The sequence below is a fragment of the Arthrobacter sp. SX1312 genome, from assembly GCF_002929295.1.
In the GTDB taxonomy this organism is placed as follows: domain Bacteria; phylum Actinomycetota; class Actinomycetes; order Actinomycetales; family Micrococcaceae; genus Arthrobacter_D.
Window position 1 is genome coordinate 1 of the sequence record NZ_PJIM01000007.1, and the last position, 11,270, is coordinate 11,270.

Annotated in this window: 10 protein-coding genes; 3 read left to right on the top strand and 7 right to left on the bottom strand. The window is 59.6% G+C overall.

What is annotated here, in order from left to right:
- Nucleotides 1-353 precede the first annotated feature (353 nt).
- Together CXQ92_RS17315 and CXQ92_RS17320 are read right to left on the bottom strand one after the other, a co-directional pair.
- Nucleotides 354-1,199, bottom strand: coding sequence for an SGNH/GDSL hydrolase family protein (locus CXQ92_RS17315; RefSeq protein WP_104169030.1), 846 nt, complete (start codon nucleotides 1,197-1,199; stop codon nucleotides 354-356).
- Between the two features lie 311 nt (nucleotides 1,200-1,510).
- Nucleotides 1,511-2,833 carry a cyclopropane-fatty-acyl-phospholipid synthase family protein gene (locus CXQ92_RS17320; protein WP_258070045.1) on the bottom strand — a complete coding sequence of 441 codons (1,323 nt, stop codon included), beginning with the start codon at nucleotides 2,831-2,833 and terminating at the stop codon, nucleotides 1,511-1,513.
- A gap of 231 nt (nucleotides 2,834-3,064) precedes the next feature.
- Here CXQ92_RS17320 and CXQ92_RS17325 point away from each other — a divergent pair, with 231 nt between their 5' ends.
- Both CXQ92_RS17325 and CXQ92_RS17330 read left to right on the top strand, forming a co-directional pair.
- Nucleotides 3,065-3,370, top strand: coding sequence for a DUF4193 domain-containing protein (locus CXQ92_RS17325; protein WP_104169032.1), 306 nt, complete (start codon nucleotides 3,065-3,067; stop codon nucleotides 3,368-3,370).
- Between the two features lie 225 nt (nucleotides 3,371-3,595).
- Nucleotides 3,596-4,333, top strand: coding sequence for a DUF2306 domain-containing protein (locus tag CXQ92_RS17330; protein ID WP_104169033.1), 738 nt, complete (start codon nucleotides 3,596-3,598; stop codon nucleotides 4,331-4,333).
- Nucleotides 4,334-5,063: 730 nt separating this feature from the next.
- On the opposite strand, the gene CXQ92_RS17340 is transcribed toward CXQ92_RS17330, so the two are convergent.
- The 3 genes from CXQ92_RS17340 to CXQ92_RS17350 all read right to left on the bottom strand — a co-directional run bounded on the left by CXQ92_RS17340 (nucleotide 5,064) and on the right by CXQ92_RS17350 (nucleotide 7,710).
- Complete coding sequence (locus CXQ92_RS17340) at nucleotides 5,064-5,357, bottom strand: DUF1330 domain-containing protein (protein ID WP_104169035.1); 294 nt, start codon at nucleotides 5,355-5,357, stop codon at nucleotides 5,064-5,066.
- Between the two features lie 800 nt (nucleotides 5,358-6,157).
- Entirely contained in the window at nucleotides 6,158-6,622 is a 465-nt protein-coding gene (locus tag CXQ92_RS17345) for a GNAT family N-acetyltransferase (protein WP_104169036.1), read from the bottom strand.
- 128 nt (nucleotides 6,623-6,750) lie between these two features.
- The gene (locus tag CXQ92_RS17350) at nucleotides 6,751-7,710 is read right to left on the bottom strand and encodes a GlxA family transcriptional regulator (RefSeq protein ID WP_258070046.1); all 960 of its coding nucleotides are present in this window, start codon (nucleotides 7,708-7,710) and stop codon (nucleotides 6,751-6,753) included.
- A 52-nt stretch (nucleotides 7,711-7,762) separates the two neighbouring features.
- Here CXQ92_RS17350 and CXQ92_RS17355 point away from each other — a divergent pair, with 52 nt between their 5' ends.
- Nucleotides 7,763-9,022, top strand: coding sequence for an APC family permease (locus tag CXQ92_RS17355; RefSeq protein ID WP_181033732.1), 1,260 nt, complete (start codon nucleotides 7,763-7,765; stop codon nucleotides 9,020-9,022).
- An 842-nt stretch (nucleotides 9,023-9,864) separates the two neighbouring features.
- Here the strand turns inward: CXQ92_RS17355 and CXQ92_RS17360 are convergent.
- Nucleotides 9,865-10,518: a GAF domain-containing protein gene (locus CXQ92_RS17360; RefSeq protein WP_146067509.1), complete on the bottom strand. Its 654-nt coding sequence runs from the start codon at nucleotides 10,516-10,518 to the stop codon at nucleotides 9,865-9,867.
- Between the two features lie 137 nt (nucleotides 10,519-10,655).
- A complete protein-coding gene (locus CXQ92_RS17365) occupies nucleotides 10,656-10,991 on the bottom strand; it encodes a metal-sensitive transcriptional regulator (protein WP_104169039.1) in 336 nt (111 codons plus the stop codon).
- Nucleotides 10,992-11,270: the final 279 nt, after the last annotated feature.

An 11,270-nucleotide genomic window follows, 5' to 3' on the forward strand; every position in this document is an offset into this window, starting at 1 on the left:
CTCCCTGGAGCAGTACCCGTCTAAGGGCATCTCTCCACTACCAGAACCATATACCCCCCCAGGGTATTCCTCCAGTTTGTCAACGCCCCCTCCTATAACAAGCCATGACGACCTACGAGAATTCGCCAGAAAGGTTCGCTGGTTGGAGGTGAACAGAGAACCCAGTGCACGACGACAGACACTAAAGCTGCGGCGGGGCCACCGCGGATGTCCGCCGCGAGGACGCAAAAATTCATTGGTCGGGCATCAGCTGAGATGACTCTGTCGATGAGGGCACCCACCGAATTGAAAACGCAGCACAGGCGAGCGTACGCAACAACCTCTCTCCGTTGGGTTGTATTTTGTTCGGGTTCTCAGCCAAGATCAGGATCGTCCAATGCTACTCGGGCCAATGTCGGGCGTTTTGCCTCACGTCCTGCACCGGAAGACTTTCCCTGTAAGCGCCGTATTGCCCACGGAAGAAGGTATTGACGCGCCCACTTCGCATCATTGGCAAAGCGGGAAGCCAAGTCTATTGATGTGTTGGTTGCATCTGGCGTAGAGATGTAGTCGATACACCATAAATCGAGGACGATAGCCGCGATAAACTCGTGGCCTGCCGATGAGAAGTGAAGACGATCAGGGGACCACATGTGGGGTCGACTTAACTCGCGTGGCGCCCACAAATCAATTAATATCGCACCGTGATTTTCTGCCACGGTCCGCAGGTTTTCGTTGTAGATTGCCACCTTGCCGCGGAGCCCCCACGGGCCGAGTCGTGCCCCTATGTCGGGGCCAGCGAACATCAGCACGGTGGCCCCGGACGATTGAAGCACTGATACCGCGTCTTCCACGCGGACGGCCAACGAATCGGGATCGGCACCAGGCCGAATGATGTCGTTTCCACCGGCACAAAAGCTTACTAGATCAGGCTTCATCGCCAGCGCAGGCTCGAGTTGCTCACTCACTATTTCGCTCAGGAGTTTGCCTCTAACTGCGAGATTCGCATAGGTAAAATCAGGACGCTCTTGGGCAAGAACTTCCGCAACGCGATCCGCCCATCCTCGAAAGGAACCCTGACGGAACGGATGGATGTCTCCAAAGCCCTCGGTGAACGAATCCCCTAGTGCCACAAATCGCCGCGGGCACAGTAGTGCTGTCTCCATAGACGTATCAGTTGAGGACACACTTTCCATTTTTTTCCGATCTGTATCGAGCATGGCACCGAACGATGTCAACAGCCACCTCCAATTCGCCGCTCATGACACGCATCGCCAACCCATCTTGGGCGCCTCCGTCGTATCGCACATGGGATTCGCTCGAAAGTGCGTCAATGGGTATGAATTCGTCGCATCCGATAGTGCAGGGCGCAGGGATATTTGAACAGCTAATTCGAAGAGCAGCCTGGTGAGCCGCATTAGTGCAGAGTGTTTGATCAGCCGAGTCAGTATTGATCGCGTTGTCAGATCAGGTGAGCTTCTGCACTATCAGGCGGGCTAGTCAGCTAGGGCTTCATAATGTCTTCTTATACTTAGGTCCTCCCTTCTTCCCTCGGGCGATGGGAGGAAGGGTGGGGAATCGCCTGTTCAAAAGCCCATGCGGTTCGGCGCAATGGCGGTGAAGAGCCACCGGGGCGTTGCACGAGAACTTGATTTACTCCCATTTTCGCGGATTCAAAGCCGAGAGCGCTGGCGGCCATGTAGAGCCGCCAAACCCGTGCCTGTCCTTCACTGGTGGCCTGCACAGCCTCGTCCCAGTGTTTTTCCAGCCGTTGTACCCAGGCTCGTAGGGTTAGTGCGTAATGCTGGCGTAATGCCTCAACGTCGAGTACTTCTAGCCCGTCAGACTCAAGCGCCCCGATCATTTCGGTTAGGGTGAGTAGCTCGCCATCGGGGAAGATGTAGCGGGCTATGAAGCTGTCGGGATCAGGGCGGGCTGGTCCGGCGTTCCACGAGATGGCGTGGTTGAGTAGCCGACCCCCTGGGTGCAGCAATTCCTTCAGGAGAGTTACATAGTCCGCAATCTCGGCTCGGCCAACGTGCTCGGACATGCCGATGGAGCTGATGGCGTCGAAGCGGCCGTCCTTGACTTCGCGGTAATCCTGGACCCGGATGTCCACGTGGTCGGTCAATCCGGCCTCGGCCATCCTCTGGCGAGCCAGTGTGGCCTGCTCGACGGAAAGGGTCACACCGACCACATCCACCCCGTAATGCTGGGCGGCGTGCAAAGCCATGCCGCCCCAACCACACCCGACGTCCAGGAGTCGCATGCCAGGCTTCAGGCCCAATTTGCGACAGACAAGGTCATGCTTGGTCGCTTGTGCGGACTCCAGACTGGTGTGCTCGTCGTTCCAGACGGCGCATGAGTACACCATCGACGGCCCAAGGATGAGGGAGTAGAACTCATTACTTACGTCGTAGTGGTGCGAGATGGCCGCGGCATCACGTTTGCGAGAATGCCGTCGACCGTGACGCCCCAGATTGGCTTCCTCCGCTGGCGGAGTTGGTTCTGGGCCAAGGGCCCCGAGCCGAGCCGCGATCCGTAGCAGCCGCCACCGACTGCGGGCATTCAATGTGCTGGAAGGATAGGTATTGGCCAATTTTCCGACGGAGCTAAGCGCCGTGAAGCCGGCGAAGAGGTCCTCTGGAACCTCGATCTCCCCCGCCGCATAGGCTCTGCCCAATCCAAGCTGCCCCGGTGACCAAAGCAGTCTGCGCAGGGCCTGCTGCGATCGGACTTCAAGGATCGGTGCGCCAGCAGGACCGGCTTCCGAACCGTCCCAGCCACGCACCCGGATCGGGAGGTCCTTGGCCCCCAGTACGACACTCAGCCCCTCGGTCAGCAGCGGAGCCACCCCCGAGCCCCTCGTCTTTCTCCTCAAAGCTGGCTTCGCCGCTGTTGTCATGAGAGATTCCTCTGCTCGCAAGGTTGATGATGGCACCGCGACCTTCGAAGCCGAAGCGTAGTAAAGGGTACCCCCCTATGGTATCTATATGAGGGTACATGTCCATAAAGGACAACGCATGTCATGCCTGCCCCAGCTACACCGAGGCAAGCATTCAACCCTCGAAGGAGATTCATCACCATGGCCACTGACTACGATGAGCCGCGCGTTAAGCCCGAAGATCAGCCCGCCAATGAATCGCTTGAGGCGATTCAGGCTCACCGCAGCGCCACTACCCAGACCTCGATTATTGATTTGGAGGACTTAGCGTCGGTCGAGGGCTTCGAGCCCCCTGGCGCCGTCATGGTCGATGACGAGCTGCAGATCGAGGTCATCCCGATGCAGGAGGATGAGTTCACCTGCATATCCTGCTTTCTGGTCCACCACCGCAGCCAGCTCGCCCGCGCCATGAACGACGACAAGTACTGTGTCGAGTGCGAGAGTTAGGACGCCGTCGCAGCACGCAGCCCTTGCCTTGCCGATCAGTTCGCTCCACTAGCGACACCACGATCGATGACATCGCAACAGAGATTGCGGAACTTGTCATCGAAGCCCGCAAGGAACAGCAGACCGAGACTGCGTAGGCCCTTTAGGAACGCTGGACATGCTTGGTGGTCCACCGATACTGCCGGCAGCAGTAGGTGCCGCAGGGAACGGAAGGACAGAATGGCTATGACCACAACCAGACGATCCGGGAGAACCGCGCCCAGGACACCGGCCGACCCACTGCACCGACGGAAGTGGGTGGTCCCCGCGGGTCTGATCCTGCTGGGCCTCATCCCCATGCTCGCCGGCGCCGCCCGCCTCACGGAACTGGCCGGCGCGCCCGAGGTCACCGAGCAGAATGCGCGCTTCGTCGAGTTCCCGGTCCCGGTGGTCCTGCACATCCTCGGCGCCACGCTGTACACCCTGCTGGGGGCCTTTCAGTTCGTCCCGTCCCTGCGGCAGGGGCGCACCTGGCACAGGAGGGCCGGGAGGATCCTCTTCCCCGCCGGCCTGGTGGCGGCGCTGACCGGCCTGTGGATGGCTTGCTTCTCCGCGCTCCCGCCCAGTGACGGCCCGCTCCTCCTCACCTTCCGGCTCCTCTTCGGCACCGGAATGGTCCTCAGCCTCCTCCTGGGCTTCCGCGCCGTGGTCCGCGGGAACATCAGGGCCCACGGCGCGTGGATGACCCGCGCCTACGCGATCGGCCTGGGCGCGGGCACCCAGGCCCTGATCCTCATCGTCCCGGAGGTCCTCGGCAGTTCGCCCGGTGAGACCCTACGGGCCCTGCTCATGGGAGCCGGATGGCTGGTCAACCTCGTCGTGGCGGAAATGGTCATCCGGCGGCGGGTACGGACCTCAGTACCCCGCCGATCCCCGGGCGCCCTTCGGTCGCCGCCTGTCGACCTTCCACCGGTCCCTCGCTAGAGCACGTCGAGGGCGTCGAGCCGGATGTGGACGGGCTCACCCGTCCGCCGGGCCTACAGGGCCGCCCGCCTGACCCAGAGCAGCTTCAGCTCGGGTACGTCACCGACGGCACCTGTCGGGTCTTCTACCCTCAAGCCGTCGAGACCATCACCGCCTGGGCCGCGGGAAGTCCCCATCCACAGACTGGCCTGAGGTTCGGGAAATCACCCGCCGCCCCCAAATCGTCCGGTGATGAATTGCTGCTCGAACGACTGCACGAAAGGCAATGATGCGCCCGAACCCAATTTGGGTGACCAACCCAATTCTGAGTCATTCCAACCGACGACTACGCTTTGCACCCGCCCCGGGCGCTACCCAAAACCGAGGGACGCAAGATGCAACGCGGTTCGGCCAGGCTCTACCCCTCCCCCTGGCTCGCGAACGTACTGAACAAATCCCCGAGCCTCTGCGTTAAGTTCGCCTCGAACCATCCGGGCCGAATCGTCCGAAGTGATCCCCTCCGGCACCAAGGGCCACTTGCCTGGCATTGAAGGCATAAGTTTTGTCAACGGGCCCGTTTGATCGGAAAAATTTACAGGACCGGGCTCCCCCGGCTGTCTTCTCTCACTGACTCGAAGCACCTCATAATCGACAGTGTTTTCGGCCGCCTTGGCTTCGCGGGTTGGTCGCGACCATATAACAGTGCCATGTCTCGAGACCAGCCCCATCAATTCTCTGCTCGTTCGGCTCACTACATAGATGGGACGATCATGGCGATGGTCGGATTGCTGGCAGCTAAACGTTGCCTGACGAGGGCCTGATACTCGGCGGAGTCGTACACCGCTCGAGCGCGATCAACGCTTTCAAACTCCAGAATCACTGTGTGTGTCCCCGACGAAGTGGCTTCGGGCAAGTGAATAGTTTCATCGGTACTGGTGATCAGCTTTCCACTGTTCGGCCCCAACAGGACCGGGGTCGCTGCCTCACGATAGGCCGATAGCTGGATGGAATCAGTGACGTTGTAACTCAGGATGAGAAAGGCCATAGACCAACTTTATGCCACGGGCGCGGAGAGTGACCGAGCGGGACGAATGGCTCGGTGGGTCGCGGGTTACCGACGAGACCGAGTCCGGCTTGGTCTCCAACGTCATCCCCGAGTCGCTCTCGCGGGGACAGCACATGAGCGAGGAACTCAAAACCGGGATTCGACCGGAGCGCCTTACTGGACCTCAACAGCTATCACACTGAAATCAAAGCTGAGCACGTGCATTGGGTACTCGGCGGCGCATCGCGTCTGGCCCCGACGTCGGGCCCTGTCCTGCACTTTTCCGTGTCTTGGGTTTGCAGAAGAGCTCTCCATCACGCCAGAGCCGGCGTGCCCGCTTCCTATTCAGCGCCACGCCATCCCAGGCCGGCTGTCCCACGCGGTGCCAGCGGTCTTTCCGCCAACCCCAGGTAGGGTGTTTCCGGCCACTGCGCACCTGCATACCGCGTTGCACTTCCTCAAAGCTGGTCCTCGGGCGGCCCTCGCGCAGCGCTAACCTGTGATGCCCAGCAGCCGTGGAGGATGTCGGCCGACGTTCGTTCAGTCCAGCCATGCACATCAATTTATTCGCCCTTCTGCCACGTTTCGCGGCACCCATGCCAGACAGACCCTCCTGGTCATGGTCCTCGGAGCACTCCTATGCTCCGCTGCAGCCTTCATGGTAAAGATGACAGCGTGGGTTGTAATTACTTCTTTAGCGATGATCTCACGGGTTATCGAGCGCCGAACCTGGCGAAGCCAACTCATGCTGCAGTCCGTGAAGGCGGCGATGACACCCAGTTCTGGTTCGCTTGCAGCTCCTAGGCGAGCGGCAGCAGGAGCGTGAAACGCTCCTTGAGTTCATGGCTAGCTCCTACCCGTTCATAGAACTGCACTGCCCGGCTATTCCATGCTGGTGTCTGCCACTGCAACTCCCCATAACCGCGGGCTGATGCGTCGGCCGCGACTGTGTCTAGAAGTTGGCGTCCGATTCCGGTCCCGCGGTGAGTATCCGAGACGTAGAGACAGTCAAGGTGCGCAAAGGGCTCACCCTTCCAGGTAGCAACGTCCATCGTGATCGACGCATACCCGACAGGTACATTCCCGGCGTGGGCAACGAAAACGGTCATCCTTCCAGCGCCTATAAACCGTACGATTCTGGCCGCCCAATCCGTGGGAAGGATGACGTTGCTTTGCTCGTAGTCGATGTGGGCCTCCACCAAGACACGAATGGTGTCGCACTCCTCGATCGTGGCGGCCTTCGTGATTGATCTCGCAATTGTCACACCGCGAACCGTATCAGGTTCGGTGTCGCTCCACTCTGTTGTGAAGGGATAGAGATTTCACCCACGCGATACCTCTAAGGGCAGCGTGAGCGTGCCGTGCGGATGGTGCATCAGGGTCTTATCCTCTTTCAAGCTGCCCACATGGAGCGATAGTTGCTTGGCGAAAGACGTAGATGCCGGCTGAAAGCGGCACGCAGTCCTGCGGCAGTACCGAAACCAGTTTGGCTTGCGACGCTGTCGATAGACAGGTCAGTTCGCTCTAACAGTTCCTGCGCACGTCGGACACGCTCTCGTACCAGCCAGCCGCCCGGCGTTCGCCCGTACGTCTCGAGGAAGCGCCTTGTCAGCTGCCGTTCACTGAGATGCGCGCGCGAGGCAAGGTCCCGGATATGAATGGGCTGATCTAGATGCGCGATGGCCCACGCCGCGGCCTCCGCCACCGCGGACGGGCGTGGCCCGGGGACGGGTCGAAGCACATATTGTGCCTGGTCAGCAGTGCGGTGAGGCGGGGTGACCATGCGGCGGGCGAGTTCATTGGCAACAGCTGTGCCATGGTCCTGGCGTACGAGCTCGATGCAGAGGTCGATGCCTGCAGTGGTACCAGCGGAGGTGTGAATCCGATCGTCTTGAGCGTAGATCACAGATTCATCCAGCTTGATCCGTGGAAAGCGAAGACGCATGGCATCTGCATGCATCCAATGCGTCGTCGCGCGACGTCCATCGAGGATCCCTGCTTGTGCGAGGACGAAGGCGCCCGAGCAGATAGCCGCGATCCGCGCACCACGTCGGTGAGCCTCCCGGACCGCTTCCACAAGGTTGGCTGGTTGCACCGCGTGAATATCGCTGCAAGCGGGCATGATCACAGTGTCTGCTTGCACCAGGTCGTCAAGCCCGAACGATGTAGTGGAGGCAAATCCTCCTGCGATCGTAGCGCCGGGCTCGGTGGCGCATAACTGGAAGTCATACCATGTCCCGTCCAGCTCGGGCCGTGGGATCCCAAATACTTCGCAGGGCACAGCGAGTTCGAATATCGGCGCTCCCGGCATCACAGCGACCGCTACCGTGTGCATGTCTGTTCTGTTGCGCATGTTGTCTAGCTTGCCACTAGTAGGCCTGTGTGACCACGGGTGAACTGGAAGGGTGAGCAAACTTCTTGCCCCTCGAGACGTACATACTGGATCTATAGGGCTATCTCAGGGCGTCGCCCTCTATGTGTGTGCGATCCTCGGCGCAGGAGTGCTGGTGTTCCCCGGACAAGCAGCATCCCTTGCAGGACCGGCCTCGTTGATCGCATGGGGGTTCAGCGCCCTGATCGGCATTCCGATCGCGTTCACGTTCGCTGCACTTGCGTCACGCTTCCCTGACGCGGGCGGCGTGGCCACCTTTGCGGCGAAAGCTTTCGGGCCCTCGGCCGGCGGTATCGCTGGATGGTGGTTTTTCATCGCTGGATCGATCGGGCAAACAATCGTGCCACTTACCGCCGGATACTATGTAGCCGAATCGCTCAGTCTCGGCCAGCAGTGGGCACCAGTAATTGGCGCGGTTGTCCTCATCACCGCAGTTGCCGCGAACCTCTTTGGCCTCAAACTCGGTGCGCGCGTGCAGATCGCCCTCGCCAGCGGCGTCGCGTTGATCCTGCTGACAGTGATTATCGTGGCGATTCCCCAGATCCGACTCGAGAACTTGGCTCCTTTCGCTCCGAGCGGGCTGCAGGGTATCGGCCAGGCTGTCATCGTGCTGTTTTTCGCCTTTGCTGGGTGGGAAGCAATTGCTCACCTCTCAGCAGAGTTCCGCGACGTGCGCCGAACTCTTCCTCGGGCGACACTACTGACCATCCTGATCGTCACGGTCCTCTACCTCGGAGTCGCATTAGCCGTCGTCGGAACCAGGTCATATGGCAACCCTGAGCTTGATCGAATCGCTCTGGGAGTCATCGTCGGACAGGGCCTGAACCTATCGACAGTCGGCATCGTCGCGGTCGCAGCAACTATCATCTGCCTGGGTACAACGAACGCTTTCATCGCTTCCATCTCCCGTCTTGGGTACGCACTGGCCCGCGACGGATGGGCGCCGCGCCCCCTACAGCGGCAGGATCGACACGGAACGCCGAAGCTCTCGATACTTACGGTGGGCTCGATTGGAGCAGCAGGGCTAGTCGGAGCGGCATTATTGGGCTGGGGAACAGATGACATCGTCTTCATTCCCTCCGTTCTGGTGCTCTCCACCTACCTCCTTGGCACCGCCGCGGCTGTGCGCCTCTTCACTGGGAAACTTCGCCTTCTCGCATCCACCGCGCTGGGTCTCCTGCTTCTAACAGTGCCTTTCGCCGGATGGCACCTCCTACTCCCGCCCGCGGTTGCAGTCGCCGTTCTTGCCCTGCACAGGCGCGGGAGCAGATGATTCCCTTGGCAATAGGGGAAAAAGGTCGAAAGGTAGGTGACCTCGTCTTGAGATTCGTCCAAATGAGTGTGTCAAGTAACAGTAAATGCTGCAGCTTGTAACCGTGCCGTTCGATGACGCATAGGTCTGTACGTTCGAATGCCCTTGGTACCTGGACGGCGCGAACAGCTTCTCTGATCGGGCTCGCCCTCATGGCGCGTGAAATCTTTAGCGGCGTCTTACCCGAGCCACTACGGTGATGCTCAACAACATCCCGAGCACCCAGCACGTTTTTTCCCAACTGTCGGGAGGGGCTCCTTAGGAATGCAGCGGCGGCGTACTCCCAGCGGAGATCTTCATCACGCGCCATTGATCCCTGTATCGATCACCGTCACCCTCAGTCACGCGATGATGTCCGAGACCAGTCCGTCGGCCAGCCTCCGGTCGGCCGATAACCATTACAGAAGTATCCGCTGGTCCGCGGACTGGTCCTGACCATATCCGATTCCGGTCCAAGACTTTCGTGTAGACCCTCATGGGCTACAGGTTGGCCAGGTCGACAGGACGAGTCGGCGTCTGCAATAACTACGTTGCATTGGAGTCGCTCTTTTAGCTCCTACAGAAGGACGCTTTCGACCGGGCAGAAATGGGCAATGAGAAACAATCTGAGACTTGCGATCGTGAACAGGATCGAGCGGCCTACACTACAGAAGCCGCCTACGAACACAGGGCCGACTGACATTGGTCCAGTTCAAAATGCTGAGACACCCCGCCGCTGGAGCAGTTCAAAACCACTAAGCCTCACCGCGGAACAAAACCTTCAGCAGTCTCAACACCGCGACGGGCCGCGGCGAGGTGCAGTATCAGAGCTGCAGGTGAGTGTTAAGTTCCATTTCGGCTTCATTAGCCAAAGCGAGCAGTTCTTGCCGGTCTTCATGGGAAAAGTCTCGTGAGGCGTGGTCCAGGATGCAGAAACTGCCGACGAACCATCCGCCCGGCCCCCGCACGGGTACACCTGCGTAGAACCGGATGAACGGTGCAGCGACCACTAGGGAATTAGCACTGAATCGGGAATCGGACAGTGTGTCAGAAATGATTAGCGGCTCTTCGTGCTGGATAGTTACGTTGCAGAAAGCAATGCTTCGGTCCAGGACCCGGTGCAGTGGACCGACGAATGATTTGAGGTACTGCTGGTCGTCCGTGATCAAGGATAGGGCCGCCGAACTCACGTCGAAGTAATCCCGGGCCTTACGGGTAATCCGGTCAAATCTTTCCTCGTTGCCTGAATCGATTAGCCCTAGCCGGTGGACGGCACGGCGGCGTTGCTGTTCGGCTGCGGCTGCAGCCCTGGGTGTCCATTGTTCGGTTGGCGGCGTGAGTGAGGCCGGTTTCGATGAGCGCACGGTCGAGATCTCGACCTCGTCTGGGCCGTCCCCTATTATGCGCTTTCGAGAATCGCCCATACCGTCCTTGCCGAAATGGTGGACCAGTAACACATCCTTCTTTGAGGATGACAAAATAAAAACTTTAGTGCTGACTAGGTTCTCCGCACCCCACACCTACTTCCAGGGGAGGCGGGTGCCGACTGAAGATTTCGCTCACCAGTCCGGTTTCGCGGTCCCTAGTTCAAGAGACAGCCGAACACTCAGGCCAGTCAGGAGCGCATAAAACGTGCGATTGCTTCGGATGCTTCCTGCATCTTGGCTTCGCCGGCCTCAAGGTTGAGTTGAGCGGCGCCCAGCACGCAGTGCTTCATATGATCATCGAGCAATCCCAGCGCTACGCCCCGAAGCGCAGCGGTGAGGGCTGAAATTTGGGTAAGGGTATCGATGCAGTACTGCTCCTCATCGACCATACGCGCGATGCCTCGGGCCTGGCCCTCAATCCGCTTCAGCCGCGCCAAGTAGCGATCCTTATCGGTGATGTAGCCGTGGGTCGAGTGGCAGTCCGCGTGAGAAGTCTCCGCTTGCTGCGCAACTGATGTGGTCATGCATGTCCCTCGACATTCATTGATGGTTGAACTTTTCCGGCGAGGGCGGATGCCACTCACACCGATCTCCTAGTCGGGATGCCTTCTTCACGCGATCGACATCTTGATACTCCGCAGGTTTACTACCACTACCCCCTAAGGGTATAACGAGCGGGAGCGAAGTTCAACCGGCTTCAGATCAGCAGAATCGAAGACTCAGTAGAACTGGAGGAATACCCTGGGGGGGTATATGGTTCTGGTAGTGGAGAGATGCCCTTAGACGGGTACTGCTCCAGGGAG

Bases quoted from the DNA above. Each gene is read 5' to 3' on its own strand.
- CXQ92_RS17315 (WP_104169030.1), bottom strand. From the start codon at position 1,199: ATGCTCGATACAGATCGGAAAAAAATGGAAAGTGTGTCCTCAACTGAT.
- CXQ92_RS17365 (WP_104169039.1), bottom strand. From the start codon at position 10,991: ATGACCACATCAGTTGCGCAGCAAGCGGAGACTTCTCACGCGGACTGC.
- CXQ92_RS17325 (WP_104169032.1), top strand. From the start codon at position 3,065: ATGGCCACTGACTACGATGAGCCGCGCGTTAAGCCCGAAGATCAGCCC.
- CXQ92_RS17350 (WP_258070046.1), bottom strand. From the start codon at position 7,710: ATGCGCAACAGAACAGACATGCACACGGTAGCGGTCGCTGTGATGCCG.
- CXQ92_RS17340 (WP_104169035.1), bottom strand. From the start codon at position 5,357: ATGGCCTTTCTCATCCTGAGTTACAACGTCACTGATTCCATCCAGCTA.
- CXQ92_RS17330 (WP_104169033.1), top strand. From the start codon at position 3,596: ATGACCACAACCAGACGATCCGGGAGAACCGCGCCCAGGACACCGGCC.